The sequence below is a fragment of the Caproiciproducens galactitolivorans genome (genome assembly GCF_004768785.1).
In the GTDB taxonomy this organism is placed as follows: Bacteria; Bacillota; Clostridia; order Oscillospirales; family Acutalibacteraceae; genus Caproiciproducens; species Caproiciproducens galactitolivorans.
Genome location: NZ_SRMQ01000002.1, coordinates 197,298 through 223,212, shown reverse-complemented (window position 1 = coordinate 223,212; position 25,915 = coordinate 197,298). Strand labels below are relative to the sequence as shown.

Genomic DNA, 25,915 nt, shown 5'->3' with positions numbered 1-25,915 from the left:
AAAAATTATTTTATTCAAGCTGTAATTGAGAAATCGGGTTTTTCCTTCCGCATTTTTCCGCAATTACAAACCCGAATGCAGTCATCGCCGAAAAATCAACCCTTACGGCTTTTTATGAAAACGCCGCCCAACTCCCCTTGAAAAACGGAGCCAGACGGCGTTATTTTACGATTAGCTATTGCGCTGTTTTCGTTGAACCAGTTTCAGCGGCCTTTGTGGATTGGAAAAATCTTATTTAATGGTAACTACGCAAAGCTTTTTTGCTACCTGCCCCGAAGCGGAAGCATAAATTCCGGCTTGCTGGCCCGATTTGCCGATCGCCGTAATTTTATAGAAGAAATCATTGCCTGTGCGACGAAGGAAGGTTACCTGGAATACACCGGCAGTACCGGGATTGAATGTAATCGAAGAAGCCCCGGGCGCGGTAATTTTAAACTGGTAGGAAGCGCCCTTTGCCAAGCTAAAATCTAAGTTGGTATCGGATTGAATGGAAACGGAATCCGGAGCTCCCACAGTGATTACGCAGACTTTCTGCGACGCATAGCCCGGCGCGCTCATATAAAAGCCCGCGGATTGCCCCGGATTTCCGATCGCCGTAATTTTATAGTACGCATCGCTGCCGGAGGTACTAACCTTTGCTACCTGGAAGATATTGCTGGAACCGGGGTAGAAGCTCGTGGCATTGCTGATCTTAAACGTATAGCTTGCGCCCTTCTTGAGCGTAAAGTCGGAGTTGGTATCCGATTTCGGTGCAGCAGCCTGTCCAACGGTGACAACGCAGACCTTCTGTGCCGCATAACCCGGGGCGCTCATATAGAAGCCCGCGGACTGCCCCGGATTTCCGATCGCCGTAATTTTATAGTACGCGTCGCTGCCGGAGGTGCTGACTTTCACCACCTGGAAGACGTTGCTGGAACCGGCGTAAAAGCTCGAGGCATTGCTGATTTTAAACGTATAGCTTTCGCCTTTCTTAAGCGTAAAGTCGGAATTGGTATCCGATTGAGGCGCAGCCTGCCCAACGGTGACGACGCAGACCTTCTGCGGCGCATAGCCCGGCGCGCTCATATAAAAGCCCGCGGATTGCCCCGGATTTCCGATCGCCGTAATTTTATAGTACGCATCACTACCGGAGGTGCTAACTTTCACCACCTGGAAGACGTTGCTGGAACCGGCATAAAAGCTCGAGGCATTGCTGATTTTAAACGTATAGCTTTCGCCTTTCTTAAGCGTAAAGTCGGAATTGGTATCCGATTGCGGTGCCGGTGCGCCTTCTTTTATGGTTATGCTGCCAAGATCCACACTATAATCATCATAGGTGCTGTCTGGGAACATAACACTCAAATTGGTTTGGCTGTCGACTTCGCCAATCGCAGTAACCTGGAAGTAATAATCGATTCCTTCCTTTTTCTCAAACTGTACGGACACTACGCCGTCCGTACCCGGCACAATGATGGGAACCCCGCCGCCCATAGCGGTGATTTTATAGGTGTGCGACTCCCCCTGCGAAAGGGTGATTTCAGCCGGTGCATCCGACACGACACTCGGAAAATCGTCTTCCTCATTCACGGTAACCGGGAAAGAAGCTGTTTCCCCATTCAAAGTCGCTGTAATCAGGGCGGTTCCTGGTTCTAAAGCTTCCATTTCATATTCATAGCCGCCGTATACCGTTGTTACAAAGGTAACGGAAATGTTCTCGTTGTCAACCATGATTTGGGGATTGATTCCCGAATTGGTATAGGCAATAAAATGATATTTATCGCCGGTATTGCAGATATATTCGGTTGTGGTATCCAACCGAAGGTCTTTATTTTGAATGATGGAGACCGTACACAGCTTATTCGGGATGAATCCGTAAGCCCCTAAGTACAGGTCGTCGCTCTGCCCGATAGTGCCGACCGCATCCACGCGGAAATAATAGTCGCCGTTGTCCTCATCCGTATTGACCAATGTCGTTTTGAGTACTTTTCCATTCTGTGCACTTAACGTGGGGTAGGAATATGTATCAACGTCATTGTTCTCAAAATGGACTTTTACAATCCGGCTGCTCCCTTTATTGAGAGAAAAATTGCCGGTGACATCGGAGGAAAGCGTATAAGTCGGCTCCCCGGTTCCTTCCACCGTCAGCGTTTTGGTTGCGGACACACCGTCCGATGTGGTAAAGGTTAACGTGACTACTCCGTTTAAACGGGCCTCCAGGTCATAATAATATGCGCCCGAACCGCTGGTGTCTGTTTCCTCTTCAATCTTTACAATAGAGGGGTCACTTGAAACAGCGCTCAACGTTACATCCGGATTGCTGACATTCACCTCGAGGCCATAGTAAATAGAATTTAGCTGCAGGGACTGAAGCGCATCCGTTTCTTCGGGGAATGTGATTTGCGTCGCGTCGGCAGCAAAAGCCGCCGTATTCCCGAATACCGCAATAACGAGTGACAGCGCCAGAACCATGCTTAATGCCCGAATTCGTTTTTTCATTGCTCATTTCCTTTCTTTGCTGATTAATTTTCCCATTGCTGGAACAGACTTCATTTTATAGGAAAATAAGCTGGAAATAATCGAATTCGAGAATAATTCTTTATTGTAATTATTGGCAATCTTTTTGCCGATTTACGTCTACATTTTATCCTAATGGATACCTCCAATTTTTTCTATATTTTACAAATTTGGATAAAAATTCAAAAATAAAAAAGCCAGGCTTGGGCGTTGCCCCAAGCCTGGCAAACGAATGGAAAAATTTGATAAAGCCGAAAATTTACTTCGGCAAACCGGAATCACCGCTTATCCGAAGACCTTTAGCATATCCGCTTCGTTTTCCGTCAGCACTTCTATTCCATTTTCAAGTAAAAGCTGCGCTGCTTTTCCGTTTCCGGGAATCACTCTGCCCGAAAAGGTTCCATCATAAATACAGCCGCACCCGCAGGAAGGGCTTTTTGACTTCAAGACTGCCTTCTTGATCCCGTTTTCGCTCGCGATCCTGAGGGCCTCTCGCGCACCGTTGTCAAATTCCTTTGTCAGGTCTTCCCCATTTGCGCTCATCACTTTTTTCTTCCCGCTCTTATCCACGACAATCTCGCAGCAAGGCCTTGGAACAGGCAGGCCCGCCAATAGCTCCGGGCAGACTGGGATTGCTTTCCCCTGCTTTACCAATTCGGCTATCTTCGGGTTCGTGCAGCTTTTTCCATCATATCTACAAGGAATTCCTGCCAAGCAGGAGCTGACTAAATACATAGATCTCCTCTTCCTATTCATTAATAGAAAAGGCAGCAAAAAAGGCTGCCGTAACCGGTAGCCTTTCAATACCTTATTTAAACCAGTTCGATAATTCCCATCTCTGCGGCGTCACCGCGGCGAGGGCCAAGCTTGCTAATTCGTGTATAACCGCCGTTGCGGTCGGCATACTTCGGAGCAATCTCGTTAAACAGCTTATTCGCTACATCTTCTTTAGTAATGAATGCCATCACAAGGCGCTTGTTGTGAAGGTTGTTTTCCTTCGCAATCGTTATCATTTTCTCGGTCATGGAGCGGACCTCCTTGGCGCGAGTAACTGTGGTTTCGATTTTGCCATTCTCTAAAAGAAAGGTAACCATCGCCCTCAGCATGGCTGTTCTGTGGTCAGTGTCTCTTCCGAGCTTTCTGGTTCCGGGCATCGAAATATCACTCCTTTACCTTAGGTTTGCACAAGGGATTATTCATCATCCTTGCGTAGTTGGAAACCGAGGGAGGCCATCTTCCAGACAACCTCCTCAAGGGATTTACGTCCGAGGTTGCGAACCTTCATCATATCCTCTTCTGATTTATTGATCAGGTCTTCAACCGTATTAATACCGGCGCGCTTGAGGCAGTTGAAGGAACGGACCGAAAGATCAAGCTCTTCAATTGTCATTTCAAGCACTTTCTCCTTGCCCTTATCGTCCTTTTCAACCATAATCTCGGTGCTGCTGCCCTTGTCGGACAAATCAACAAAGAGGTTCAAGTGTTCGGTAAGGACTTTCGCGGCTAAAGAAACCGCTTCCTGCGCTCCGATAACGCCGTTGGTCCAAACCTCCAGCGTAAGCTTGTCAAAGTCTATGCTCTGGCCTACACGGGTTGGCTCAACATTATAATTCACCTTATAAACAGGAGTGTAGATGGAATCCACCGGAATCTCGCCGATTACGTTTCCGTTCAGGTTCTGTTTGTTTCTTTCGGCGGGGACATATCCGCGGCCCTTATCCAAGGTCAATTCCATATACAGCTTTGCTCCCTCTCCCAAAGTTGCAATATGCATCTCGGGATTAAGGATTTCAACCTCGCTGTCGCACTTGATAGAGTCGGCCGTTACATCGCACGGGCCCTCCGCACAGATTTCAACTGTTTTTGGGCCGTCACAATGGAGCTTGGCGGTCAAACCCTTAATATTGAGCACAATCTCGGTGACGTCCTCTTTTACTCCGGGAATGGTAGAAAATTCATGAAGAACGCCGTCTATTTTGATTGATGTGACTGCAACCCCCGGCAGCGACGATAAAAGGACACGCCTCAGACTATTGCCCAAGGTTGTTCCAAAGCCTCGCTCAAGCGGTTCTACGACAAATTTGCCGTAGGTTCCGTCATTGCTTAACTCTTCTGTTTCAATTTTTGGCTTCTCAATCTCGATCATTAGCGACCCTCCTTGACATATAGCGGATTCGTATCAGCCATGATGTTTACTCTATGCTGTCAAAAGACGGCATTACTTGGAGTACAACTCAACGATGAGAGTCTCATCGACTGCCAGGTCAATATCCTCACGGGTCGGCGATGCGATAATCTTCCCTTCCAGGGTATCACGATTCACGTCAAGCCATTTAACAACCGGACGGGACGCGTTTTCCTCAATAACCGCTTTAATCTTTTCACTCTGGCGGCTCTTATCGCGGATGGAAATTACTTCACCCGGCTTTGTAAGGTAGGAAGGAATGTCTACTCTTTTTCCGTTCACGTTAAAGTGACCGTGAACAACAAGCTGACGGGCTTCTGCTCTGGAGCTTGCCCAGCCAAGGCGGTAAACGACGTTGTCGAGGCGGGACTCCAAAATTGAGAGCAGCTCGTCGCCGGTCTTTCCTTCTCTATGTGTTGCAAGGTCATAGTAGCTTCTGAACTGGGACTCCAATACGCCATAGTAGCGTTTTGTCATCTGCTTAGCACGAAGCTGCAGGCCGTATTCGGATGTTTTCTTGCGGCCCTGGCCATGCTGGCCCGGGGCGTATGATCTGCGGGTAACACCGCATTTATCTGTGTAGCATCTTGTGCCCTTCAAAAACAGCTTCTGTCCTTCACGGCGGCAAAGTTTGCACACAGCGTCTGTATATCTTGCCATATTATGGTTGCACCTCCTATTATCGGTTTATACTATACGCGTCTTCTCTTCGGAGGACGGCATCCGTTATGCGGAATCGGGGTAACGTCCTTAATCATACTGACTTCAAGGCCTGCGCCCTGAAGTGCGCGGATTGCCGCTTCACGGCCGGCTCCCGGTCCCTTTACATAAACCTCAACCGTTTTCATACCATGCTCCATCGCTGCTTTCGCGGCGGTTTCGGCTGCGGTCTGAGCGGCAAAAGGAGTGGACTTTCTGGAACCTCTGAATCCCAATTCACCGGAACTTGCCCACGATACGGCATTGCCCTGCGTATCGGTAATGGTAACAATCGTGTTGTTAAAGGTGGACTGGATATGAGCGGCTCCACGATCTATATTTTTACGCTCGCGGCGTCTGCGAACTGCGGTGCCCTTTTTTGCTGGGCCCTTCTGTGCTGCCATTTCTAGAATCCCTCCCTATTATTTTTTCTTGTTAGCCATTGTCTTTCTCGGACCCTTGCGTGTACGCGCGTTGGTCTTGGAACGCTGGCCTCTTACCGGCAAACCCTTGCGGTGACGAATTCCGCGGTAGCAGCCGATTTCAATCAATCTCTTAATGTCAAAAGCTACGTCGCGGCGAAGATCGCCTTCAACGCGGCAGTTATGGTCGATATATTCTCTGAGCTTCGCAGCATCATCTTCTGTTAAATCCCTTACGCGGGTATCCGGATTAACACCTGTTGCCGCGCAGATTTCTGTGGCGGTTTTGCGTCCGATTCCGAAAATATAGGTAAGAGCAATTTCGATGCGCTTATCTCTTGGCAAGTCAACACCTGATATACGCGCCATATTGGTTTTGCACCTCCATTGTTAATAGGTCCGCGCCAAATTATCCCTGGCGCTGCTTATGCTTCGGGTTTTCACAGATTACCATGACTTTACCCTTGCGCTTAATGATTTTGCATTTTTCACAAATTTTTTTGACAGAAGGTCTTACTTTCATTTGTGCGCCCTCCCTTAGCGAGTCTTTGTTTTACTTTGAACGCCATGTGATGCGCCCGCGCGTCAGATCGTAAGGCGACAACTCGATTGTGACCTTGTCGCCCGGCAGAATACGGATGAAATTCATCCGAAGCTTGCCGGAAATATGCGCGAGTACCGTATGGTGATTCGGAAGCTCTACCATAAACATTGCATTAGGTAGTGCTTCAGTTACGACGCCTTCAGTTTCTATTACGTCCTGCTTCGACATATATATTAACCCTCCTCATGTGGAAAACGGCTCCCGGCTTGAAAATTCCGAAGAGCATTTCGTATTTCACGGTTGGTCTGCATTGAACCTTCAGCCAGTACGGTTTTGGTCGCGGCCAAATGCTTCAGCTTTTTCTTTTTCGGATTGCTCAGGCTTCGGCGTTTCCCGTCACAAATAACGGCGTAAACATCATCCGCTTCCAGCACGGCGAAAAAACCGCCCTTGTCGCGCCCCGCGACCGACCGAACAACCAGCCCTCTGACAAAGTCCATCGTTACCCCTCCCTTAATCCGGCAATGTTAAAATTACTGGACCGTCCGGAGTAATGGCGACGGAATGCTCAAAGTGTGCGGAAAGCTTTCCGTCGGCGGTTACGGTCGTCCAACCGTCCGCAAGCGTTTTTACTTCCTTAACACCCTGGTTGATCATTGGTTCAATTGCGATAGTCATGCCTGATAACAGGCGCACGCCCCTGCCGGGTGTGCCGTAATTAGGAACGGTAGGGTCTTCATGCATCTTCGCACCTACTCCGTGGCCGACGAAATCCCGTACCACCGAGTAACCGCGAGCTTCGGTATACCTTTGGATCGCGCTGCCGATATCGCCGATGCGCGCACCGACTTTTGCGGCTTTAATGCCTTCATAAAGACTTTCGCGCGTTGCATCCATCAGGGCCTGCGCCTGTGCGCTTACATCTCCACAGGGAAACGTGTACGCATTGTCACCGACATATCCGTCAAAGGTGGCGCCAATGTCAATGCTCACAATGTCGCCCTGTTTGATAATGGTGTCTTTGCTTGGTATACCATGGATAACCACATTATTGACCGAGATACAGGCGCTTGCAGGAAACCCGCCGTAACCAAGGAACGTGGGCTTTGCACCTTGTTCCTCGATATAGCGGCGGACAATGCGGTCGATCTCCCAGGTAGATACCCCGGGTTCAACCGCTTCGCCGGCCAATTTCAACGCTCTTGCAGCTATCCTTCCGGCAGATCTCATTGCCGAAAGCTCCCTGCTGGTTTTAAGCACTATCATGATTACGCCTCGATTGCGGCAAGAACTCGTTTTGTTGTACTTGCAACATCTTCGTGCCCTTCTACAACATAAAGCTTGCCCTGCTTGGAATAGTAGCCTTTCAGAGGCTCGGTTTGGTCATGATATACCTTCAAGCGCTCTTTGACTGTATCCGGGTGATCATCCTTGCGCTGAACAAGGGTGCCGCCGCATTTGCTGCAAACGCCATCGACATCCGGCTTATTGTAAACCAGGTGGTAGCTGGCGCCGCAGCTCTCGCAGACACGGCGTCCGGACATGCGCTCTACGATGACCTCATCAGGAACCTCGATATCGATTACCTTGTCGATCGCAATGCCCATTTTGTCCAGAGCCTCGGCCTGGGGAATCGTGCGCGGAAAACCGTCCAGAACAAAACCGTTGCTGCAGTCATCCTTGGCTAAGCGTTCCTGAATGATACCGATAACGACCTCGTCCGGAACAAGTTTGCCCGCATCCACAAAGGATTTTGCGCGAATTCCCATTTCAGTGCCGCTTTTCAGCGCTTCACGGATAATGTTGCCCGTAGAAATTGTTGGAATATTGAAACGCTCGCAGATTACTTCTGCTTGCGTACCCTTACCGGCGCCGGGGGCGCCGAGAAGTATCAGCTTCATATTCTCTCACTCCTTATCAATCAAGGAAGCCTTTGTAATGGCGCATCATCATCTGAGACTCCATCTGCTTCACGGTTTCCAGCGCGACGCCAACCAGAATCAGGATGGACGTACCCCCGATCGACATGTTGTGCATGCCGGTAAAGGCACCGAAGCCAATTGGCAGAAGTGCGATCACCGCGAGGAACAGCGCACCGATCAGCGTGATTTTGGAAAGAATCCTCGAAATGTAATCAGATGTCGGCTTACCGGGACGGATACCCGGGATCGTACCGTTATTCTGACGAAGATTATTGGCCATCTCAATCGGATTATACTGAATTGCTACATAGAAATATGCAAACATTATAATCAACAGGAAATAAACTAACGAATACAGCAAACCGGTAGTGGAAAAAGCGTCGAAAAAGCTCTTCCAGAAGCCGGTCAATACCCTTTTTCCAAGGAACAACTGAATCGTGCTAGGAATTGAGAGAATTGAGCTTGCGAAAATAATCGGCATAACGCCGGACATCCCGACCTTGATCGGAATATGACTGCTCTGGCCGCCGTACATTTTTCTGCCCACCATGCGCTTCGCATACTGAACCGGGATACGACGCTCCGCATCGTTCATAAAAACGATGACCCAAATAACGACCAGGAAAAGAACAACAAACAGCGGTACAAAGAAGTAGTACTTGCCGTATGAAGTGGCATCCTGATTGGCAGCCTGCAGATACTGACCCAACAGATTAATCGTATGCGGCATTCTTGCCACGATACCGGAGAACAGGAGTATGGAAATACCGTTGCCAATACCATGCTGGTTGATTTGCTCGCCCAGCCACATCATCAATGCGGTACCGGCGGTAAACACCATGATAATGACAAATGCTGCAAAAACTTCCTCCCAGCCCTTTGTGTACTTCGTAATCGGCGTACCCTGGTAAGAGCTGTTGCGCAGATAGAAGAAATACGCGGTACCTTGAATCAAACCAAGCAGAACCGTTACATAGCGGGTATAGGTAGCGATTTTTTTTCGGCCCTCTTCGCCTTCCTTCGAAAGTCTTTCCAACGCTGGAATCGCGACTGTAAGGAGCTGCATAATAATGGAGCTGTTGATATAGGGCGTAACGCTCATTGCAAACAGCGTACCGTTTGCAAAAGCGCCGCCGGAAAGCATATCGAGATAGCTCAGTGCCGAACCGGTCTTATCCACCGTGTTCATCAATCCCTTCAATGCGGTTACATTGAGGAACGGGACCGGAATAACGGCACCGAAACGGAAAACCATAATAATAAAAAGCGTGAACAGAATCTTCTTGCGAAGATCGGGAATCCCCCAGGCATTCTTAAGTGTTTTAAACAACTTAGATCACCTCTGCCTTTCCACCCGCGGTCTCTATCTTTTGTTTTGCGGCCTCGGAGTAAGCAGTCACCTTCACTGTAAGTTTTTTCGTTAAATTCCCGTTTCCAAGAATTTTAATCCCATCGCAGCATGTTTTCACAATGCCAGAATCGATCAGCGCCTGTGTGTCGACCACAGCGCCGTCCTCGAATCGTTCGAGCGTGCCAACATTTACGGCTACAATATTTTTCGCGAAAATATTATTGAAACCTCTCTTCGGAATACGTCTCTGTAAAGGCATCTGTCCGCCTTCAAATCCAGGACGCATACCTCTGCCCGCTCTGGCCTTTTGACCTTTGTGGCCCTTGCCGGCAGTCTTTCCCTGACCTGAACCGTGTCCCCTGCCAATACGCTTCGGCTCCTTCTTAGAACCGGGTACTGCAGATAGTTCGTGCAACTTCATTTATTCGCACCTCCTTACGCTTTGCTTACCTCGATGAGGTGGATTATCTTTGCCACCTTGCCTTTGGTCTGCTCATTGTCGGGCTGTACCGAAGTGTCGCCTATCTTAAAAAGACCAAGAGCCTGGGCGGTTGCAATCTGGTCCTTTTTGCTGCCAATAAGACTTCTTACCAGCTTTACTTTAAGCTGTGCCATATTGCTCCCCCCTAATTATAAAATTTCTTTTACCGACTTGCCGCGTGTTGCAGCGACTTCCTCGGCTGTGCGCAGCTTGGACATACCGTCCAAAGTTGCTCTGACTACATTGCATGGATTATTGGAACGAAGGGCTTTTGTTCTGATATCCCTGATTCCGGCCGCTTCAACAACGGCACGAACCGGGCCGCCGGCAATAACGCCGGTACCGGGAGCGGCAGGCTTCATTAAAACTCTGCCTGCGCCGTAGGCGCCGATGATTTCGTGCGGGATTGTGGAGCCACGCATCGCAACCTTAATCAGATTCTTTTTCGCGTCTTCAATACCCTTGCGGATTGCGTCGGGAACTTCGCCCGCTTTACCGATTCCAAAGCCGACTGTACCGTTTCCATCGCCAACAACTACGAGCGCGGCAAACTTAAAGATACGGCCGCCTTTTACGGTCTTGGATACACGATTAATAGCAACTACATGTTCTTTCAGTTCCATAGTTGCTGCGTCAATTCTAGCCAAAAGTATTCCTCCTTCTTAGAACTTGAGGCCGCCCTCGCGGGCGCCTTCGGCCAGCTCTTTGACGCGGCCGTGGAAAATATAGCCGCCGCGGTCAAAAACGACCTCGGTGATGCCCTTTTCAGCGGCACGCTTCGCAATAAGCTTTCCAACTTTGCGTGCGGCTTCTTTGTTTCCGCCATTACCATTGAAATCCTTGTCCAGTGTGGAAGCTGCTGCTAAAGTAACTCCCTTAACATCGTCGATAATCTGGGCGTAGATATTGGTGGTAGAGCGAAATACATTCAGGCGCGGGCGTTCTGCTGTGCCCGAAATCTTTCCGCGCACCCTGCGGTGGCGGTTAAGCCTGGCCTTGTTTGTGTCAGCCTTATTCACCATTTGTTATTCACTCCTTACTTACTTCTTAGCGCCCTTACCGGCCTTGCCTTCCTTATGACGTACATATTCGCCGGTGTAGCGAATGCCCTTGCCCTTATACGGCTCCGGCGGACGTTTTTCACGTATCTCGGCAGCAAACTGACCGACCTGCTGTTTGTCAGGACCGCTGATTACGATTTTATTAGCAGACGGGCACTCAATGGTAATCCCATCGATTTCCGGAACAATCACCTGATGTGAATAACCAATATTCATCACAAGGTTCTTGCCCTGCTTCTGCACACGGTAGCCAACGCCCAAAACGTCGAGCTCCTTCTTGAAGCCTTCTGTTACGCCGATGACCATATTGTGGATCAGCGTGCGGGTAAGGCCGTGCAGGGATCTGTTTTCTTTTTCGTCGTTCGGGCGGGTCACGAGTATCTCGTTGCCCTCGACGGAAACATGCATATTCGGATGGACCTTCTGGGTCAGCGTGCCCTTCGGCCCTTTTACCGTTATGACGTTGTCGTCAACCTTAACGGTGACGCCAGCGGGAATATTTATGGGTTTTCTTCCAATTCGCGACATTACTGCACCCCCTTGTTACCAGATAAAAGCGAGGACTTCGCCCCCGATGTGCTCTTTACGGGCCTGACGGTCTGTCATAATGCCCTTTGAAGTAGAAATGATGGCGATGCCAAGCCCCTTCATAACCTTTGGCAGATCCTCTGCATTGGAATAAATGCGAAGGCCTGGCTTACTGACTCTGCGCAGGCCGTTAATGGCGGGAGCTTTATTCTCGCCATACTTGAGATTTACTTTAATAATGCCCTGCTTGCCGTCCTCTGTAACCGTATAACTCTTCACATAACCCTCGTCAACAAGAATCTGCACAATGGCTTTTTTCATGTTGGAAGCGGGAATGTCAACCGAATCGTGCTTTGCAGAATTTGCATTGCGAATACGGGTGAGCAAATCAGCAATCGTATCTGTAATCTGCATACCGTTACCTCCTTTGCTAAGCTTTACCAGCTGGCCTTTTTCACGCCAGGAATCTCACCCTTGTAGGCAAGCTCCCTGAAGCATATACGGCATATTCCGAACTTGCGAAGGTAGGCATGCGGCCTGCCGCAGATCTTGCATCTGTTATATTCGCGGGAAGGGTATTTCGCCGTCCTGCGCTGTTTGACCTTCATAGAAGTTTTGGCCACAATTTTCCCTCCTTATTTCGCAAACGGGGCGCCCATGAGCGTTAAGAGCTCTCTGGATTCCTCGTCGGTTTTCGCGGTTGTTACGAAACAAATATCCATTCCGCGGACCTTGTCGATTTTATCATAATCAATCTCAGGGAAAATCAGCTGTTCTTTAATGCCCATGTTGTAATTTCCACGGCCATCGAAGGAGTTCGCGTTGATTCCTCTGAAGTCTCTTACGCGCGGAAGCGCTACGTTAAAGAGACGGTCGATAAACTCGTACATTCTGTCGCCCCTGAGCGTTACCTTAACGCCGATATTCATGCCCTCGCGGAGCTTGAAGTTCGCAACCGATTTCTTTGCTTTGCAAACCATCGGCTTTTGGCCGGTAATGGCGGCGAGGTCATTGGAAATGGCGTCAATTACCTTTGCGTTATCTTTCGCTTCGCCGGCGCCTACGTTAATGACGACTTTCTCGAGCTTCGGAATCTGCATAACGCTCTTGTATGAAAACTTCTTCATCAAAGCAGGTGCGACTTCTTTTTGGTAATATTCCTTAAGTCTTGCCATGACGTTTTATCCTCCCTTACAGCGCTTCGCCGCATTTTTTGCAAATGCGTTCCTTGGTGCCGTCTTCATAAATCTTATGGGCGACACGCGTGGGTTTGCCGCAGCGAGGGCAAACGATCTGAACCTTGCAGGCGTACATAGCGCCTTCCGCCTTAACAATGCCGCCCTGTTCACCCATCTTGCGGGGCTTTACATGTTTTGAAACCATGTTGCGGCCCTCAATGATGACCTTACCCTCTTTCGGGCTGACGGCGATAATCTTACCTTGCTTGCCGCGGTCCTTGCCGTTTAATATGACGACGGTGTCTCCCGTTTTTACATGAACTTTATTATTCATTAGTGAGCACCTCCCATCACAGAACTTCCGGGGCAAGACTCAAAATTTTAAGATAGTCTTTGTCACGCAGTTCTCTGGCTACAGGCCCGAAAATACGTGTTCCCCTCGGATTCTTATCGTCTTTGATGAGGACAGCCGCATTTTCGTCAAAGCGGATATATGTTCCATCATCACGGCGTACGCCGAAAGCAGTGCGGACAATGACTGCCTTAACAACTTCGCCTTTTTTAACTGTGCCGCCCGGAGTCGCTTTTTTAACAGAAGCGACAACTACGTCACCTATATTGGCATACCTTCTGCCGGTGCCGCCAAGAACGCGGATGCACATAAGCTGCTTCGCGCCGGTGTTGTCGGCAACGTTAAGGTAAGTCTGCTGTTGTATCACAGTGCGTTCCTCCTTTGCATAAAGCCAAAATTATTTGGCTTTCTCTATAATCTCGACGAGACGCCATCTTTTTTCCTTGCTTAACGGACGGGTCTCCATCACACGCACGCGGTCACCGATATTGCATTCATTATTTTCATCATGTGCTTTCAGCTTCACGGTACGCTTGATAATCTTTTTATAAAGCGGATGCTTAACGCTGTCTTCGATCGCAACAACGATCGTTTTATCCATCTTGTTGCTGGAGACCTTGCCAACCGCTGTTTTTCTAATATTCCTATCGCTCACAGATTAATCCTCCCTTCCGTTACGCATTCGCGCTGTCCTTGATCTCGATCTCACGCAAAACGGTTTTGACGCGGGCGATATCCTTTTTCACAGCGGAGATACGCATCGGGTTATCGAGCTGATTAATGGCAAGTTGGAAACGCAGGTTGAAAAGCTCGGCCTTGAGGTCCTTCAGCTTGCTTTCAAGCTCTGCGATTGTTAATTCTCTGACTTCTGAGGCCTTCATTACTGCTCACCACCCGTTTCTTCCTTCTTAACAAACTTGCACTTAATCGGCAGTTTGTTGGACGCCAGACGTAAAGCTTCTCTTGCAGTTTCTTCCGAAACACCGCCAACTTCAAACATGACTCTGCCCGGCTTAACAACTGCTACCCAGTATTCCGGGGATCCTTTACCGGAACCCATTCGAGTTTCTGCCGGCTTCTGGGTAATCGGCTTGTCTGGGAATATCTTGATCCAAACCTGACCAAATCTCTTGCAGTAACGTGTCATAGCAACACGAGCTGCTTCTATCTGATTCGAGGTAATCCATGCCGGCTCCAAAGCCTGAAGGCCATAATCGCCGTAGGTTACCTTGTTCCCGCGGTAGCATTTGCCGGTCATACGGCCACGATGCACTCTGCGGTATTTTACACGCTTAGGCAACAGCATTATTTACTGCCTCCTTCCTTGCGAGGCTTACGGTTGTCTTGAAGAACCTCTCCTTTGTAAATCCAAACCTTAACACCAATACGGCCGTAGGTTGTCGCAGCCTCTGCAAAGCCATAGTCAATGTCTGCACGGATGGTCTGAAGCGGAATCGTACCGTCATGGTACTGTTCGCGTCTTGCGATTTCCGCACCGCCCAAACGGCCGGACACCTGGGTTTTTATACCCTTTGCGCCAAGCTTCATGGCGCGGCCGATGCACTGCTTCATAGCGCGGCGGAAAGAAATTCTTTTTTCCAGCTGCTGTGCAATATTCTCAGCAACGAGCTGAGCGTTCAAATCAGGGGACTTAACCTCTACGATATTGATCGTAACCGGCTTCTTGAGGAAGCTCTCGCACTGAACACGAAGCTTCTCGATCTCTGAACCGCCCCTGCCAATAACCATACCTGGTTTTGCGCAATGGATATGAACGCGAACCTTGGAAGCGTCACGTTCAATTTCAATTTTCGGAACGCCCGCGGCATACAGCTGCTTCTTCAGCATTTTGCGAAGATTGTAGTCTTCAACGAGGGTATCGCCGAACACGTTTTCCTTCGCGAACCAACGGGAATCCCAATCCTTAATTACGCCCACACGAAACCCGTGGGGATTTATTTTCTGGCCCATAGTTTACCTCCTCTTCTGCCTTATTCTTTTTCCTTGAGCACGAGGGTTACGTGCGAAGATTTTTTCTCAATTCTATACGCGCGACCCTGCGCTCTTGGACGAATGCGCTTGAGGATCGGGCCCGGACTTACGAAGCATTCCGCAACGTAAAGTCTGGAAACATCCATATTGTGGTTATTCTCAGCATTTGCGATGGCCGACTTCAATAACTTTATCAGGTATTCGCTGGCGGCCTTCGGTGTATTCCTGAGGATAGCCATAGCAACGTCCGCCGGCTTGTTACGGATTAAATCAAGCACAATCTGGACTTTGCGGGGTGAAATACGGGCGTACTTTAAATAAGCCCTTGCTTCCATGCTATACACTCCTTTCGGCCGTTATTTGCTCGGCGATGTCGTTTTTGAACCGGAATGTCCCTTAAAGGTTCTGGTCGGGGCAAACTCACCGAGTTTGTGTCCAACCATATCCTCTGTGATGTAAACCGGAACATGCTTGCGGCCGTCGTGAACCGCAATTGTATGGCCAACGAAATCCGGGAAAATCATGGAAGCTCTGCTCCATGTCTTAATGATCTTCTTTTCGCCGGCCGCGTTCATTTCTTGAATCCTTTTAAGCAGCACAGGCTGAACATAAGGACCCTTTTTTATGCTTCTGCCCATAGTTCATAAGCTCCTTTCTGTACGCCTTATTTGCCGTTTCTACGCTTGACGATAAATTTATCGGAGCGATGGTGGTGAGCGCGCGTCTTATAGCCGAGTGCCGGTTTGCCCCAGGGAGTAACAGGTCCCGGCCGACCGATCGGTGCTTTGCCCTCGCCGCCGCCGTGCGGGTGGTCGTTCGGGTTCATAACAGAACCGCGGACCGTCGGTCTCCATCCCATGTGGCGTTTACGTCCTGCTTTACCGATCTTTACGTTCTCGTGGTCAACATTGCTGACCTGGCCGATTGTCGCCATGCAGCTGGCCTGCACGTTGCGAAGCTCGCCGGAAGGAAGCCTTAACAGCGCCATTCCGTTTTCTTTCGCCATCAGCTGGGCCATGTTGCCGGCCGCGCGGGCAAGCTGTGCGCCCTTACCCGGGTAAAGCTCTACATTGTGGATAAAGGTACCGACCGGGATATTTTCAAGCGGAAGCGCGTTGCCCGGCTTGATATCCGCTCCGGCACCGGATACGACCACATCGCCGACCTTCAGGCCGTTCGGAGCGATGATGTATCTTTTCTCGCCGTCCTCATACTGCACAAGTGCAATGAAGGCGGAACGGTTCGGGTCGTACTCAATGGTTTGAACAGTACCCGGCGCGTCAAACTTCTGACGCTTAAAGTCAATAATACGATATTTTCTGCGGTTTCCGCCACCGCGGTGACGAACCGTGATCCTACCGTAGCTGTTGCGCCCGGATTTGTTATTCAGCGGAGCCAGCAGGCTCTTTTCCGGCTTAACCTTTGAAAGCTGGGAATAATCCGTAACGGACATATTGCGCCTTGAAGCCGTGGTAGGTTTAAAGTTAATAATAGGCATTCGATTTCACACTCCTCATGATGGCTTTGCGGGGAAATGCCAGTTCCCCATCCTTGCCTCTGCGTTCCTTCGGCAGAGTTTACATCATGCCTTCAAAAAACTCGATTGTCTTGCTGTCTTCGGTAAGGGTAACGACTGCTTTTTTCCATGAAGGAGTATAGCCTTCGTTTCTGCCTTGGCGGCGCAGATGACCGCGCACATGCAGGGTGTTTACTTTTCTTACCTTTACGCCGAAAAGCGATTCAACCGCTCTTGCGATATCGATTTTTGTGGCATCCTTTGCTACTTCAAAGGTGTACTTCTTCATGCCAATACCGGCCATGCTTTTTTCCGTAATAATCGGGCGAATTACGATGTCCTGTGCTGTCATTATGCATACACCTCCTCAATTTGGGCTACGGCATCTTTGAGCACAATGAACTTGTCTGCATTTAAGATGTCGTAGACATTCAAGGTGTTGGCCATAGCCGTCTTTACTCCGGGAATATTGGCTGCCGAAGCGATAACCTTTTCGTTCACCTCAGGGAGAACGATGAGCGCTTTTTTCTCGGAGCCGATCGCCTTGAGCATTGTTGCGATTGTCTTTGTCTTATATTCGTCAAGCGTGATCTTGTCGAGCACGATCAGATCGTTGTCGATTACCTTGCTTGAAAGAGCCGACTTCATTGCAAGACGCTTTACCTTTTTATTTAAAGAATAGCTGTAGTCACGCGGCTTCGGAGCAAAAACGATACCGCCGTGCGTCCACTGCGGTGCACGAGTGGAACCCTGTCTTGCGTGACCGGTGCCTTTTTGCCTCCACGGCTTTCTGCCGCCGCCCGATACCTCGGCGCGGGTCAGCGCCGACTGCGTGCCCTGACGCTGGTTTGCAAGATAGTTTACAACCATATCGTGCAAAACCTTTGTGTTAGGTTCAATTCCGAATACAGCCTCGGAAAGATCGATCTTTTCGACTTCCTTACCGGCCATATCAAGTACTGCTACTTTAGGCATTCCAATTCCTCCTTCCCTTACGCCTTAACGCTGTCATGGATTACTACGATTCCGCCCTTGGGGCCGGGAACTGCGCCCTTGATAGCAATCAGGTTGTTTTCCGCATCTACTTTTACAACGGTCAGATTCTGAACCGTAACTCTTTCCGCGCCCAGATGACCGGCCATCTTCTGCCCCGGAAATACTCTTGAGGGATCCGAGCAGCAACCGTTGGAACCGCCGTGGCGGGCAACAGGACCAGAACCGTGGCTCTCTTTCAGTCTTTGGAAATTCCAGCGCTTAATAACGCCGGCGTATCCCTTACCCTTGCTGGTAGCGGTAACGTCAACCTTGTCGCCTACCGCAAAGGTGTCCGCTTTAATGAGGTCGCCCACGTTGAAAGCGTCCGTGTTTTCCACTCTGAATTCTCTTAGTGTTTTCTTGGGAGCGACATCCGCTTTTTCAAAATGCCCTTTCATGGGCTTTTTGACTTTGTGCGGCTTTAAATCGCCGTAGCCCATCTGAATGGCCGCGTAACCGTCATTTTCAACCGTTTTCTTCTGTGCAACAACACAGGGACCGGCTTCCACAACTGTTACGGGGATGACATTTCCCTGTTCGTCGAAAATCTGCGTCATGCCGATTTTCTTGCCGATAATACCTTTTTGCATTATTTTACCTCCTATGCAGGTTATTGGTTGGCATCTGCCAACATGACCCCGGCCGCAGGTTGGTTAAATTAGAGCTTAATCTCTATTTCAACGCCAGCGGGGAGTTCCAGACCCATCAAAGCCTCTACGGTTTTGTTGGAAGGTCTGAGAATGTCGATAAGCCTTTTGTGTGTTCTCATCTCGAATTGCTCACGGCTGTCCTTGTACTTGTGAACAGCACGCAGGATCGTGATGATCTGCTTTTCCGTCGGGAGCGGGACCGGACCGGAAACCCGTGCGCCCGTGCGCTTCGCTGTCTGTACAATCTTGTCAGCCGACTGATCAACCAACTGATGATCGTAACCCTTGATTCTTATCCTGATTTTCTCTTTGACTGCCACTATGAATCGCCTCCTTATTGTAGTTGGCGGGCGGCGTTTTTTAAAACCTAACACCGTGCCGGGTGTTCCCTCTTAGCACATTGAAAAACCGGATTGACTTTTTCAAGTTAATCCGGGTGCTGGCATAAAAAACGTCTGAGCACAACAGGAAACAGGCATAAAACACCTCGTCCCATCGCACGCTCAAAGTTATCTGTCGCCCGGTTTAAAATCGGACATACTCCACGGAAAAACCGGCATGTTTCAGCCGCAACCTCCCGCTTCATCGCATATCTGTCGCAGTCGTGCTTAATTATAATACCATATCAGAGCCTTATATGCAAGACTTTTTTCTGCTTTCTGAAAAGAAATTTCAAATAAATTTTATGGTCTGCCACGGGGCTTTCCCCTTTGCCGCGAACGCAGGAGCAAAACGCTGCTAAGCTTTGCAATCGTGCTGAAAAAACGGATTTTGCAATCCCGCGCGACCAATGGGAAATGCCACTTTACGGCAAAACAAGCGAATGGACGGTCATCTTTTTCCACCGCACCGACAATGCCGGTTTCGCTGGGCTTTATGGAAGACAGGCATCCCCTTTTCCGCATTACCCTGCCTGCGGTTGCCAGTATTCCGGAAAGAAGTAGGATTCCTGTGAGAAGCTTTCTCATAATTTCCCTCCGCTTTCCATTGTTTCCAGTATTTACTGGAATATTCCCTGTCGATTATCTTAACTAAAAAAAGAACTGCAGCGGGAAGGAGAGCCGCGACAGCACCCACTCCACTAAAAGCTTCCCTCTTATACATAATATAGAGTGAGGCAGGACTGCCGGCAACTCCAATCGCGCCGCAGGAAACAAAGGATCGTAAACCCACGGGGCTTTTTGCCAAGCCCCATTTGAATGGTTCCTATACAGATTGCAAGAACAAAAGCCTCTCCTTTGTCCATTGCATTGCTCCGCATCCAGCTATTTTCTACTTAAAAGTATGGCATGGGGAGCGGCAAGACAGAGAAGTTATTCTTTATTTAAAATTTTTCCAAATTTCATTGTTCGTCATATACGGTTTCATCTGCTCATACGTCAGAACCAGTTTGATTAACCGCTGGTCCGGTTTGTTAACCTGCAGGCCGAATCCAACACCGTACTTTGAGAAATAGACAGCACCGGAATCCAATGCAGACTTAATCACATCGGCGGTAATGTATGGCGCAACATCCCCGCTGAGCTGGCCTCTTACGCTCTCCAGCGTCTTGCAGAGCGCGTCGTTTTTCACAATTAAATCGTTGGTGCTTAGAACGGTTCCCGTGTTCAGGTTAATATTGACTACGCGGAGGGTGCGGGTCGGCTTTGCTTTCGGGGTCGAAACCTTAACATATTCATTGAAACCGATGCTGATAAAATTCTTGCCTTCGTAAGCAACCTCGCCGCTAACCCTGACCGTTGTCTTGTTTTTCTTCTTGCTGGTTCCCATGGAATTGATCGTCTTCATCGCAGTACTTTTTATTGTTGCATTGATTTTATCCACGTTTGGAATTTTGCCGGACAGTACCGGGTAGGTAGCGGTAAAAGCATTATTGTCATTCTTATAGCTATAGCTTTCCTCTTTTACGGTATAGGTTCCTTTATTCAGATTTGCTACCGCTTTGGAATTCGCTGTTTTCGGCTGGTCAATCTTTGCAATTTCCTCGGACGCCACCTTTTTCTGATCCGAATTGGATGACGCTGCGGGTACGGACGCCAAAGACGACGCAGGATTGGAAGCCTCCTTACCGGATACCACAGCACCGGAAGCCGTTTCATTCTGCGTAGGCGATACCTGTCCTCCTTTACATGCGGACATGGAAACAACCATTGTAAGTGCTAAAATAAGCGCATATAATTTTTTCATTTCTCTCACTCCTTAATGAAGAATTTCCAGTTTTTTGATAATACTTCTGCCAACGTTTTTTTATGGTAACACATCCGATTTGAAAATGCAATTTACAAAACCGTTATGGTTATGACAAGGAAGAAAGAAAAATGTTACTATTCCGCTAAATTCTTTTACATTATTTTCCAAATTGCACAAAGATATTCAACAAGCTATGCTTAATCCGTTGAAATAACGAATGGTTCGCGCATATTATAAATAAATTGTAAAATTTCAGAACGGCATTTCTTAAAATCCGGCACCACTACCTGAGCTATATGCCCATTGATGTTTTCGCCCTGCAGAGTGAATTCATTCTCTTTCGGACAGCTAAGCTGACTGATCAGATACTGAAGATAAGAGAGGGAAAAAAGGTTACATACCATTTATAAACTTAGAAAAAAGGCCGGATGACGTCCGGCCTTTTGATCTATCTGAAATTTAATATGCTTTGCCCCAGTAAACCATGGTCTTTGCGGGTTTTCCGCAGCAAACGCAGGTATCGCCGATATGCTCCTGTTCAAACGGCATGCAGCGAGAAGAAACGCCCGCAACTTCCTTCAGCTTTTCTTCACAGGCTAAATCGCCGCACCACATCGCTTTGACAAAGCCCGGTTTGCTGTCCGCAATTTTCTTGAACTCTTCAAGCGTTTTCGCGGAATAGGTCATGCTCTCGCGGCGGGCGAGCGCCTTTTCATACATTCCCTTGCGCACTTGCTCAAGCTGTTCGGCCACAGCCTGCTCCAGCTGGTCAAGCGGCACAAAAATCTTCTGCCGGTCATGGCGGCGAACCAGAACGCACTGGTTCTTTTCAATATCCTTCGGTCCGATTTCTAAGCGAAGCGGAACGCCCTTCATTTCATACTGGGCAAATTTCCAGCCCGGCGACTGATCGGAATCGTCCACGCGCACGCGGAACGCCTTTTTCAACCGCTTGCGCAGTTCCTGTGCCTTGTCAAGCACACCCGGCTTATGCTGGGCGACCGGCACGATGATGACCTGTATCGGCGCGACAGCAGGCGGAAGCACCAGCCCATCGTTGTCCCCGTGCGTCATAATGATCCCGCCGATAATGCGGGTGCTCATGCCCCAGGAGGTCTGGAACGGATGGCAGATGGAATTGTCCCTGCCCTGGAAGGTAACGTTGAATGCCTTTGCAAAGCCGTCGCCGAAATAATGGCTGGTTCCGGACTGTAAGGCCTTGCCGTCGTGCATCATCGCTTCGATTGTATATGTCGCAACGGCGCCGGAAAATTTCTCCTTATCGGTCTTGCGGCCCTTGATTACCGGTATGCCCAGCTCGTTTTCGCAAAAATCGGCATATACCCCGAGCATCCGCTGGGTTTCCTCCTCCGCCTCTTGGGCGGTTTCGTGCATCGTGTGGCCTTCCTGCCAGTGGAACTCCACCGAACGCAGGAACGGGCGCGTTGTTTTTTCCCAGCGTACAACCGAGCACCACTGATTGTAGAGCTTCGGCAAATCGCGCCAGGAGTGGATGACCTTCGCGTAATGGTCACAGAACAGGGTTTCGGAGGTGGGGCGCACGCACAGTCTTTCCTGCAGCTTTTCATTGCCACCCATTGTAATCCACGCAACCTCCGGCGCAAAACCTTCCACATGCTCCTTTTCCTTGTTCAGAAGGCTTTCCGGAATAAACATCGGCATGGAGACATTCTCATGACCCAGTTCCTTGAAACGTTGATCCAGAATATGCTGGATATTTTCCCAAATTGCCCAGCCGTACGGCTCGATGACCATGCAGCCGCGCACGCTGGTGTAATCCATCAGCTCGGCTTTTTTTACAATATCCGTATACCATTTGGCGAAGTCCTCCTCCATGGGAGTAATCGCCTCTACCATTTTTTTCTGTTCGGCCATAACAAAACTACCTCTCTATATCTCACACGCCGTTATCATTCGTCGTTCTTTTCTTTTGTCGTATTATTCAAAATAATGGTTACCAGATAGATGAGAAGCATAACGATAAAAATGCCAAGCATTCCCAAACCCATCAGGCGAAAGGATTTCCCTATATCCTCATTTGTAACATTTCCCAGCAAGCTGGTAAACGCAACCGTAAGCAAATTGAAATTCAGCATTTACATCATCCCCCACTTTCTTGCAAGAGAAAGGATAATTCCTCCCGCAACAACGGAGCCGATCTGTCCCGCAACATTCGCGCCGACCGCATGCATCAGAAGGTGATTCTGGTTATCCTCTTTCAGAGCCATTTTCTGGATCACCCTTGCGGACATGGGGAAAGCAGAAATTCCGGCGCCGCCGATCATCGGGTTGATTTTCTTATCCGCAGGGAGGAACAGGTTCAGGATTTTCGCAAAGACAACGCCGCCGATGGTATCGAACACGAATGCAAAAAGACCCAGCGCCATTACCATCAGGGTTCCAACCGTGAGGAACTTGTCCGCCTGCATCTGAAACGCAATGGTGATTCCCAAAAAGATGGTGATCAGGTTTGCAAGCGGGCCCTGCGCCGTCTGGGACAGGCTTTCCAGCTTGCCACACTCGCGGATAAGATTTCCGAACATTAAAAAGCCGACCAAGGAAACCGAATCCGGTGCGATCATCCCCGCAACCAGCGTAACAATGATGGGGAACAGGATTTTCGTTGTTTTGGAAACCGCTTTTGGATTGTACGGCATGCGGATCATGCGTTCACGCTTGGTTGTGACAAGCCGGATTGCAGCCGGCTGGATAATCGGAACCAAGGCCATATAGGAATAGGCGGCAACCGCTATCGCGCCCATGTATCCGCTTTTCAGCACCTGGGAAACAAGGATGGACGTCGGGCCGTCCGCCGCACCGATCACGCCGGCGCTCATTGCGTCCTTCAGCGGGAATCCCAGCAGGACGGCAAGCACAACCGTCAAAAAAATACCGAACTGCGCCGCGCCGCCGAACAGGAGCATCCGGGGGTTGGAAAGCAGCGGGCCGAAATCGATCATCGCGCCGATGCCGACAAAAAGGATCAGCGGAAACGCTTCGGAGGAGGCAATCCCCTTCTGGAAAAGCCACTGTACAATTCCGTTTTCCCCGACCACGCCGGGAAGCGGCAGATTGACCAGTATCGCGCCGAATCCCATCGGCAGGAGCAGAGCCGGCTCAAAGTCCTTTTTAATGGCAAGCCAGATCAAAAGGCCGCCGATCAGCCACATTGCCAGCATTTTGGGGTTTGCCAGCATGTACATCACGCCGTCGGTTAAAAAGCTGAATTCACTCAACGATTTTACGCCCCTTTTATAATCATCTTTTTTCTTAACAAACTATTCATATATTATAAAGGAAAGAAAGTCCTTTTTCAAGTAAAAATGCCAGAAAACGCAGAAAAGCAGTCGCAAGATTCCCCCTGGCTATTCCGCGGGTACTTCCCATGCGGGCAAGCTCCGTTTTACCGAACGCAGAACAATAAAAAATCCGCCATGCTTAGGCACAGCGGATTTGAAAAAAATGCAAATCAAACATTGTCTTCAATGTACTTTACGAGTTCGCCGACAGTTTTAATGTTATCGATCTCTTCATCAGGAACTTCAATTTCGAACTCGTCTTCAATTGACATTAAAAGGTCAACGACATCCAAGGAATCGGCGCCTAAATCGTCAGCAATGCTCGTATCGGGAGTAATTGTATCCTCCTCCACGTCGAATTGTTCGCTGAGAATCGCCTTTACCTTCTCGAATACCATGTTTCACCCTCCTTTTCTGGCATTTTGAATTATCGGCTCGCGGATAACGTATCATTTATTGTGGCATTGTGGACAACACTCTTTCATATGTGCTACAATTTCCACAGAAAAAGCCATGAAATCGCTCCGGTCACGAATTCTCTAACCACATATTATTAGCAAACTATGACTTTGTCAATATATTTCCAGATTTTTTATTTTGAAAATGAGGGGAACTAGAAAATGCTTGAAAACACCTATGCTGTCATCGGCCATCCAATTGCCCACACAATGTCGCCATTTATTCACGCCCGCCTTTTTTCTCTAAACTCAATACAGGCCGAATACGGCATTCTGGATATTCCGCCGGAGAACCTTGCTAAACGGATGGATACGTTGCGCAGCCTTCGCGGCTTCAACATAACCATTCCCCACAAGCAAGCAATTATTCCGCTGCTGGACGGACTGGATTCGAAATCCGTATTTTACCATTCGGTAAATACCGTGCAAAACCGGAACGGCCACCTTACCGGCTTTACAACCGACGGAACGGGATTTTGCAAAGCGCTTGAAGCCGGAGGCGCAAAGCTGGACGGGCGTACCGTAATTCTCGGCGCAGGCGGTGCCGGGCGCGTAATGGCGTTTGAAGCAGCAATGTGCGGCGGAACCGTAACGATCGCCGTGCGCCCGCACGGAATCGAATCCGCACGGCAGCTTTGTGCCGATATCCAAAGCAAGGTAAAAAACGCAAAGGCCGATTTCTGCCTGTTGGACGAAATTCGCGGAGAAATGGATTTGCTTGCGAACGCCACACCAGTCGGTATGTATCCCAACACGGAAGCGCGCCCGGTTTCGGAAGAAATCATTCGAAATGCAGCCTGCGTTTTTGACGCGGTTTACAACCCAAATGAAACCCTGCTTTTAAGAACCGCGCGCAAAAACGGCGTGCGCGCCATCGGCGGAATCAGCATGCTGGTCTGGCAAGCCGCCGCCGCGCAGGAAATCTGGTATGGCGCAAAGTTTCGGAATGAAGATATCGAAACGCTGTGTGCGGACGCTGTCTTTGAAATGAAAAAGACATTCGGCAACCTTGTCCTCTGTGGCTTTATGGGCAGCGGCAAGACCACAGTTGGAAATCTCCTTGCGCGGAAATCCGGGCGAACCTTTGTCGATATGGATCAATATATCGAACAGGAACAGGGCGTTTGCATTTCGGAGTTATTCGCTTCGAAAGGCGAAGCGGAGTTTCGAAAGCTTGAACGGGAAGCCGCAAAGGGGCTTGGGCAGAAAAGCGGGCTGGTCATCGCAACCGGCGGCGGCGCGCTGTTGGACCCGGAAAACACAGAAGAATTAAAGCGGAACGGCGTCGTCCTTTTTCTGGACGCTTCCCTGGAACGCATTCGGGAGCGGCTTGCGGGCGACCTAACGCGCCCGCTGCTTTCCGGACCGGAGCCTGAAGAAAAAATGTGCCGGCTTTACCGGGAACGTTTCGAGCGGTACCGTGCGGCCGCAGACATAAAAATTCCGGCGGACGCGCCCGCCGATGAAGTTGCGGAACAAATCCTCCGGTTATTAAAAAACCCGCTTACTCCTTCCGAATAAGCGGGAATCCATTTTGG

Annotated in this window: 41 protein-coding genes; 1 reads left to right on the top strand and 40 read right to left on the bottom strand. The window is 49.4% G+C overall.

Annotated features, from left to right (window positions below; all coding sequences use genetic code 11):
- Positions 1-231: 231 nt before the first annotated feature.
- The 40 genes from CAGA_RS03680 to acpP form a co-directional block, all read right to left on the bottom strand.
- Positions 232-2,475, bottom strand: coding sequence for a hypothetical protein (locus CAGA_RS03680; protein ID WP_135657835.1), 2,244 nt, complete (start codon positions 2,473-2,475; stop codon positions 232-234).
- 303 nt (positions 2,476-2,778) lie between these two features.
- Positions 2,779-3,228, bottom strand: coding sequence for a 2-thiouracil desulfurase family protein (locus CAGA_RS03675; RefSeq protein ID WP_135657833.1), 450 nt, complete (start codon positions 3,226-3,228; stop codon positions 2,779-2,781).
- A gap of 77 nt (positions 3,229-3,305) precedes the next feature.
- Positions 3,306-3,647 (bottom strand): 50S ribosomal protein L17, encoded by a 342-nt coding sequence (gene rplQ / locus CAGA_RS03670; protein ID WP_135657831.1) that lies wholly within the window; start codon positions 3,645-3,647, stop codon positions 3,306-3,308.
- A gap of 38 nt (positions 3,648-3,685) precedes the next feature.
- A complete protein-coding gene (locus CAGA_RS03665; RefSeq protein WP_135657829.1) occupies positions 3,686-4,639 on the bottom strand; it encodes a DNA-directed RNA polymerase subunit alpha in 954 nt (317 codons plus the stop codon).
- Between the two features lie 72 nt (positions 4,640-4,711).
- Complete coding sequence (gene rpsD, locus CAGA_RS03660; RefSeq protein WP_135657827.1) at positions 4,712-5,338, bottom strand: 30S ribosomal protein S4; 627 nt, start codon at positions 5,336-5,338, stop codon at positions 4,712-4,714.
- Between the two features lie 32 nt (positions 5,339-5,370).
- The gene (rpsK, locus tag CAGA_RS03655; RefSeq protein ID WP_135657825.1) at positions 5,371-5,781 is read right to left on the bottom strand and encodes a 30S ribosomal protein S11; all 411 of its coding nucleotides are present in this window, start codon (positions 5,779-5,781) and stop codon (positions 5,371-5,373) included.
- Positions 5,782-5,799: 18 nt separating this feature from the next.
- The gene (rpsM, locus tag CAGA_RS03650; RefSeq protein ID WP_135657823.1) at positions 5,800-6,168 is read right to left on the bottom strand and encodes a 30S ribosomal protein S13; all 369 of its coding nucleotides are present in this window, start codon (positions 6,166-6,168) and stop codon (positions 5,800-5,802) included.
- A gap of 40 nt (positions 6,169-6,208) precedes the next feature.
- A complete protein-coding gene (gene rpmJ / locus CAGA_RS03645; RefSeq protein WP_022174947.1) occupies positions 6,209-6,322 on the bottom strand; it encodes a 50S ribosomal protein L36 in 114 nt (37 codons plus the stop codon).
- 30 nt (positions 6,323-6,352) lie between these two features.
- Entirely contained in the window at positions 6,353-6,571 is a 219-nt protein-coding gene (gene infA, locus CAGA_RS03640; RefSeq protein WP_135657821.1) for a translation initiation factor IF-1, read from the bottom strand.
- 5 nt (positions 6,572-6,576) lie between these two features.
- Entirely contained in the window at positions 6,577-6,843 is a 267-nt protein-coding gene (locus CAGA_RS03635) for a KOW domain-containing RNA-binding protein (RefSeq protein ID WP_243112929.1), read from the bottom strand.
- Between the two features lie 13 nt (positions 6,844-6,856).
- Positions 6,857-7,609 (bottom strand): type I methionyl aminopeptidase, encoded by a 753-nt coding sequence (map, locus tag CAGA_RS03630; RefSeq protein ID WP_135657819.1) that lies wholly within the window; start codon positions 7,607-7,609, stop codon positions 6,857-6,859.
- 2 nt (positions 7,610-7,611) lie between these two features.
- Positions 7,612-8,244 (bottom strand): adenylate kinase, encoded by a 633-nt coding sequence (locus tag CAGA_RS03625; protein WP_135657817.1) that lies wholly within the window; start codon positions 8,242-8,244, stop codon positions 7,612-7,614.
- Positions 8,245-8,260: 16 nt separating this feature from the next.
- On the bottom strand, positions 8,261-9,595 hold the full coding sequence (gene secY / locus CAGA_RS03620) for a preprotein translocase subunit SecY (RefSeq protein ID WP_135657816.1): 1,335 nt from the start codon (positions 9,593-9,595) through the stop codon (positions 8,261-8,263).
- A gap of 1 nt (position 9,596) precedes the next feature.
- Positions 9,597-10,037 (bottom strand): 50S ribosomal protein L15, encoded by a 441-nt coding sequence (gene rplO / locus CAGA_RS03615; RefSeq protein ID WP_135657814.1) that lies wholly within the window; start codon positions 10,035-10,037, stop codon positions 9,597-9,599.
- A 14-nt stretch (positions 10,038-10,051) separates the two neighbouring features.
- Entirely contained in the window at positions 10,052-10,231 is a 180-nt protein-coding gene (rpmD, locus tag CAGA_RS03610) for a 50S ribosomal protein L30 (RefSeq protein ID WP_135657812.1), read from the bottom strand.
- A gap of 15 nt (positions 10,232-10,246) precedes the next feature.
- Positions 10,247-10,744: a 30S ribosomal protein S5 gene (gene rpsE, locus CAGA_RS03605; RefSeq protein ID WP_135657810.1), complete on the bottom strand. Its 498-nt coding sequence runs from the start codon at positions 10,742-10,744 to the stop codon at positions 10,247-10,249.
- Positions 10,745-10,759: 15 nt separating this feature from the next.
- Positions 10,760-11,119 carry a 50S ribosomal protein L18 gene (rplR, locus tag CAGA_RS03600; protein ID WP_135657808.1) on the bottom strand — a complete coding sequence of 120 codons (360 nt, stop codon included), beginning with the start codon at positions 11,117-11,119 and terminating at the stop codon, positions 10,760-10,762.
- A gap of 18 nt (positions 11,120-11,137) precedes the next feature.
- Positions 11,138-11,686, bottom strand: coding sequence for a 50S ribosomal protein L6 (gene rplF, locus CAGA_RS03595; protein ID WP_135657806.1), 549 nt, complete (start codon positions 11,684-11,686; stop codon positions 11,138-11,140).
- A gap of 15 nt (positions 11,687-11,701) precedes the next feature.
- Positions 11,702-12,100 (bottom strand): 30S ribosomal protein S8, encoded by a 399-nt coding sequence (gene rpsH / locus CAGA_RS03590; RefSeq protein WP_135657805.1) that lies wholly within the window; start codon positions 12,098-12,100, stop codon positions 11,702-11,704.
- A gap of 23 nt (positions 12,101-12,123) precedes the next feature.
- Complete coding sequence (locus CAGA_RS03585; RefSeq protein WP_135657803.1) at positions 12,124-12,309, bottom strand: type Z 30S ribosomal protein S14; 186 nt, start codon at positions 12,307-12,309, stop codon at positions 12,124-12,126.
- Between the two features lie 12 nt (positions 12,310-12,321).
- Entirely contained in the window at positions 12,322-12,861 is a 540-nt protein-coding gene (gene rplE, locus CAGA_RS03580; RefSeq protein WP_135657801.1) for a 50S ribosomal protein L5, read from the bottom strand.
- A gap of 16 nt (positions 12,862-12,877) precedes the next feature.
- Positions 12,878-13,198 (bottom strand): 50S ribosomal protein L24, encoded by a 321-nt coding sequence (rplX, locus tag CAGA_RS03575; RefSeq protein ID WP_135657799.1) that lies wholly within the window; start codon positions 13,196-13,198, stop codon positions 12,878-12,880.
- 16 nt (positions 13,199-13,214) lie between these two features.
- On the bottom strand, positions 13,215-13,583 hold the full coding sequence (gene rplN, locus CAGA_RS03570; protein WP_135657797.1) for a 50S ribosomal protein L14: 369 nt from the start codon (positions 13,581-13,583) through the stop codon (positions 13,215-13,217).
- Positions 13,584-13,613: 30 nt separating this feature from the next.
- Positions 13,614-13,871, bottom strand: a complete 258-nt coding sequence (gene rpsQ / locus CAGA_RS03565) for a 30S ribosomal protein S17 (RefSeq protein WP_135657795.1) — start codon at positions 13,869-13,871, stop codon at positions 13,614-13,616.
- A gap of 19 nt (positions 13,872-13,890) precedes the next feature.
- Complete coding sequence (gene rpmC, locus CAGA_RS03560) at positions 13,891-14,097, bottom strand: 50S ribosomal protein L29 (protein ID WP_135657793.1); 207 nt, start codon at positions 14,095-14,097, stop codon at positions 13,891-13,893.
- Positions 14,097-14,522, bottom strand: coding sequence for a 50S ribosomal protein L16 (gene rplP / locus CAGA_RS03555; protein ID WP_135657791.1), 426 nt, complete (start codon positions 14,520-14,522; stop codon positions 14,097-14,099). The genes rpmC and rplP overlap by 1 nt, the downstream gene beginning before the upstream one ends.
- Positions 14,522-15,187, bottom strand: a complete 666-nt coding sequence (gene rpsC / locus CAGA_RS03550; protein ID WP_135657789.1) for a 30S ribosomal protein S3 — start codon at positions 15,185-15,187, stop codon at positions 14,522-14,524. The genes rplP and rpsC overlap by 1 nt, the downstream gene beginning before the upstream one ends.
- A 20-nt stretch (positions 15,188-15,207) precedes the next feature.
- The gene (rplV, locus tag CAGA_RS03545) at positions 15,208-15,543 is read right to left on the bottom strand and encodes a 50S ribosomal protein L22 (protein ID WP_135657787.1); all 336 of its coding nucleotides are present in this window, start codon (positions 15,541-15,543) and stop codon (positions 15,208-15,210) included.
- 21 nt (positions 15,544-15,564) lie between these two features.
- Positions 15,565-15,846 (bottom strand): 30S ribosomal protein S19, encoded by a 282-nt coding sequence (rpsS, locus tag CAGA_RS03540; RefSeq protein WP_135657785.1) that lies wholly within the window; start codon positions 15,844-15,846, stop codon positions 15,565-15,567.
- 26 nt (positions 15,847-15,872) lie between these two features.
- Complete coding sequence (gene rplB / locus CAGA_RS03535) at positions 15,873-16,706, bottom strand: 50S ribosomal protein L2 (protein ID WP_135657783.1); 834 nt, start codon at positions 16,704-16,706, stop codon at positions 15,873-15,875.
- Positions 16,707-16,785: 79 nt separating this feature from the next.
- Positions 16,786-17,076 (bottom strand): 50S ribosomal protein L23, encoded by a 291-nt coding sequence (rplW, locus tag CAGA_RS03530; RefSeq protein WP_135657781.1) that lies wholly within the window; start codon positions 17,074-17,076, stop codon positions 16,786-16,788.
- Positions 17,076-17,699: a 50S ribosomal protein L4 gene (gene rplD, locus CAGA_RS03525; protein WP_135657779.1), complete on the bottom strand. Its 624-nt coding sequence runs from the start codon at positions 17,697-17,699 to the stop codon at positions 17,076-17,078. Before rplD ends, rplW begins: the two co-directional genes overlap by 1 nt.
- A 17-nt stretch (positions 17,700-17,716) precedes the next feature.
- Positions 17,717-18,349, bottom strand: a complete 633-nt coding sequence (gene rplC / locus CAGA_RS03520; protein ID WP_135657777.1) for a 50S ribosomal protein L3 — start codon at positions 18,347-18,349, stop codon at positions 17,717-17,719.
- Between the two features lie 68 nt (positions 18,350-18,417).
- On the bottom strand, positions 18,418-18,729 hold the full coding sequence (gene rpsJ, locus CAGA_RS03515; RefSeq protein ID WP_135657775.1) for a 30S ribosomal protein S10: 312 nt from the start codon (positions 18,727-18,729) through the stop codon (positions 18,418-18,420).
- 363 nt (positions 18,730-19,092) lie between these two features.
- On the bottom strand, positions 19,093-19,377 hold the full coding sequence (locus tag CAGA_RS03510; RefSeq protein ID WP_135657773.1) for a hypothetical protein: 285 nt from the start codon (positions 19,375-19,377) through the stop codon (positions 19,093-19,095).
- Between the two features lie 352 nt (positions 19,378-19,729).
- Entirely contained in the window at positions 19,730-20,596 is an 867-nt protein-coding gene (locus CAGA_RS03505; RefSeq protein ID WP_135657771.1) for a polysaccharide deacetylase family protein, read from the bottom strand.
- A gap of 462 nt (positions 20,597-21,058) precedes the next feature.
- Positions 21,059-22,495 carry a proline--tRNA ligase gene (gene proS, locus CAGA_RS03500; RefSeq protein ID WP_135657769.1) on the bottom strand — a complete coding sequence of 479 codons (1,437 nt, stop codon included), beginning with the start codon at positions 22,493-22,495 and terminating at the stop codon, positions 21,059-21,061.
- Between the two features lie 35 nt (positions 22,496-22,530).
- A complete protein-coding gene (locus tag CAGA_RS03495) occupies positions 22,531-22,716 on the bottom strand; it encodes a hypothetical protein (protein ID WP_135657767.1) in 186 nt (61 codons plus the stop codon).
- Positions 22,717-23,799 (bottom strand): sodium ion-translocating decarboxylase subunit beta, encoded by a 1,083-nt coding sequence (locus tag CAGA_RS03490; protein ID WP_135658220.1) that lies wholly within the window; start codon positions 23,797-23,799, stop codon positions 22,717-22,719.
- A 290-nt stretch (positions 23,800-24,089) separates the two neighbouring features.
- Entirely contained in the window at positions 24,090-24,317 is a 228-nt protein-coding gene (gene acpP, locus CAGA_RS03485; protein WP_135657765.1) for an acyl carrier protein, read from the bottom strand.
- A 222-nt stretch (positions 24,318-24,539) separates the two neighbouring features.
- Here acpP and aroE point away from each other — a divergent pair, with 222 nt between their 5' ends.
- A complete protein-coding gene (gene aroE / locus CAGA_RS03480) occupies positions 24,540-25,898 on the top strand; it encodes a shikimate dehydrogenase (protein ID WP_135657763.1) in 1,359 nt (452 codons plus the stop codon).
- The last annotated feature ends 17 nt before the right edge of the window (positions 25,899-25,915 follow it).

What these genes read in the sequence shown, in the direction of transcription:
- CAGA_RS03680 (WP_135657835.1), bottom strand. Translation starts at nt 2,475, where the DNA reads ATGAAAAAACGAATTCGGGCATTAAGCATGGTTCTGGCGCTGTCACTC.
- CAGA_RS03675 (WP_135657833.1), bottom strand. Translation starts at nt 3,228, where the DNA reads ATGTATTTAGTCAGCTCCTGCTTGGCAGGAATTCCTTGTAGATATGAT.
- rplQ (WP_135657831.1), bottom strand. Translation starts at nt 3,647, where the DNA reads ATGCCCGGAACCAGAAAGCTCGGAAGAGACACTGACCACAGAACAGCC.
- CAGA_RS03665 (WP_135657829.1), bottom strand. Translation starts at nt 4,639, where the DNA reads ATGATCGAGATTGAGAAGCCAAAAATTGAAACAGAAGAGTTAAGCAAT.
- rpsD (WP_135657827.1), bottom strand. Translation starts at nt 5,338, where the DNA reads ATGGCAAGATATACAGACGCTGTGTGCAAACTTTGCCGCCGTGAAGGA.
- rpsK (WP_135657825.1), bottom strand. Translation starts at nt 5,781, where the DNA reads ATGGCAGCACAGAAGGGCCCAGCAAAAAAGGGCACCGCAGTTCGCAGA.
- rpsM (WP_135657823.1), bottom strand. Translation starts at nt 6,168, where the DNA reads ATGGCGCGTATATCAGGTGTTGACTTGCCAAGAGATAAGCGCATCGAA.
- rpmJ (WP_022174947.1), bottom strand. Translation starts at nt 6,322, where the DNA reads ATGAAAGTAAGACCTTCTGTCAAAAAAATTTGTGAAAAATGCAAAATC.
- infA (WP_135657821.1), bottom strand. Translation starts at nt 6,571, where the DNA reads ATGTCGAAGCAGGACGTAATAGAAACTGAAGGCGTCGTAACTGAAGCA.
- CAGA_RS03635 (WP_243112929.1), bottom strand. Translation starts at nt 6,843, where the DNA reads ATGGACTTTGTCAGAGGGCTGGTTGTTCGGTCGGTCGCGGGGCGCGAC.
- map (WP_135657819.1), bottom strand. Translation starts at nt 7,609, where the DNA reads ATGATAGTGCTTAAAACCAGCAGGGAGCTTTCGGCAATGAGATCTGCC.
- CAGA_RS03625 (WP_135657817.1), bottom strand. Translation starts at nt 8,244, where the DNA reads ATGAAGCTGATACTTCTCGGCGCCCCCGGCGCCGGTAAGGGTACGCAA.
- rplO (WP_135657814.1), bottom strand. Translation starts at nt 10,037, where the DNA reads ATGAAGTTGCACGAACTATCTGCAGTACCCGGTTCTAAGAAGGAGCCG.
- rpmD (WP_135657812.1), bottom strand. Translation starts at nt 10,231, where the DNA reads ATGGCACAGCTTAAAGTAAAGCTGGTAAGAAGTCTTATTGGCAGCAAA.
- rplR (WP_135657808.1), bottom strand. Translation starts at nt 11,119, where the DNA reads ATGGTGAATAAGGCTGACACAAACAAGGCCAGGCTTAACCGCCACCGC.
- rplF (WP_135657806.1), bottom strand. Translation starts at nt 11,686, where the DNA reads ATGTCGCGAATTGGAAGAAAACCCATAAATATTCCCGCTGGCGTCACC.
- rpsH (WP_135657805.1), bottom strand. Translation starts at nt 12,100, where the DNA reads ATGCAGATTACAGATACGATTGCTGATTTGCTCACCCGTATTCGCAAT.
- rplE (WP_135657801.1), bottom strand. Translation starts at nt 12,861, where the DNA reads ATGGCAAGACTTAAGGAATATTACCAAAAAGAAGTCGCACCTGCTTTG.
- rplX (WP_135657799.1), bottom strand. Translation starts at nt 13,198, where the DNA reads ATGAATAATAAAGTTCATGTAAAAACGGGAGACACCGTCGTCATATTA.
- rpmC (WP_135657793.1), bottom strand. Translation starts at nt 14,097, where the DNA reads ATGAAGGCCTCAGAAGTCAGAGAATTAACAATCGCAGAGCTTGAAAGC.
- rplP (WP_135657791.1), bottom strand. Translation starts at nt 14,522, where the DNA reads ATGCTGTTGCCTAAGCGTGTAAAATACCGCAGAGTGCATCGTGGCCGT.
- rpsC (WP_135657789.1), bottom strand. Translation starts at nt 15,187, where the DNA reads ATGGGCCAGAAAATAAATCCCCACGGGTTTCGTGTGGGCGTAATTAAG.
- rplV (WP_135657787.1), bottom strand. Translation starts at nt 15,543, where the DNA reads ATGGAAGCAAGGGCTTATTTAAAGTACGCCCGTATTTCACCCCGCAAA.
- rpsS (WP_135657785.1), bottom strand. Translation starts at nt 15,846, where the DNA reads ATGGGCAGAAGCATAAAAAAGGGTCCTTATGTTCAGCCTGTGCTGCTT.
- rplB (WP_135657783.1), bottom strand. Translation starts at nt 16,706, where the DNA reads ATGCCTATTATTAACTTTAAACCTACCACGGCTTCAAGGCGCAATATG.
- rplW (WP_135657781.1), bottom strand. Translation starts at nt 17,076, where the DNA reads ATGACAGCACAGGACATCGTAATTCGCCCGATTATTACGGAAAAAAGC.
- rplD (WP_135657779.1), bottom strand. Translation starts at nt 17,699, where the DNA reads ATGCCTAAAGTAGCAGTACTTGATATGGCCGGTAAGGAAGTCGAAAAG.
- rplC (WP_135657777.1), bottom strand. Translation starts at nt 18,349, where the DNA reads ATGCAAAAAGGTATTATCGGCAAGAAAATCGGCATGACGCAGATTTTC.
- CAGA_RS03510 (WP_135657773.1), bottom strand. Translation starts at nt 19,377, where the DNA reads ATGAGAAAGCTTCTCACAGGAATCCTACTTCTTTCCGGAATACTGGCA.
- CAGA_RS03505 (WP_135657771.1), bottom strand. Translation starts at nt 20,596, where the DNA reads ATGAAAAAATTATATGCGCTTATTTTAGCACTTACAATGGTTGTTTCC.
- proS (WP_135657769.1), bottom strand. Translation starts at nt 22,495, where the DNA reads ATGGCCGAACAGAAAAAAATGGTAGAGGCGATTACTCCCATGGAGGAG.
- CAGA_RS03495 (WP_135657767.1), bottom strand. Translation starts at nt 22,716, where the DNA reads ATGCTGAATTTCAATTTGCTTACGGTTGCGTTTACCAGCTTGCTGGGA.
- CAGA_RS03490 (WP_135658220.1), bottom strand. Translation starts at nt 23,799, where the DNA reads ATGCTGGCAATGTGGCTGATCGGCGGCCTTTTGATCTGGCTTGCCATT.
- acpP (WP_135657765.1), bottom strand. Translation starts at nt 24,317, where the DNA reads ATGGTATTCGAGAAGGTAAAGGCGATTCTCAGCGAACAATTCGACGTG.
- aroE (WP_135657763.1), top strand. Translation starts at nt 24,540, where the DNA reads ATGCTTGAAAACACCTATGCTGTCATCGGCCATCCAATTGCCCACACA.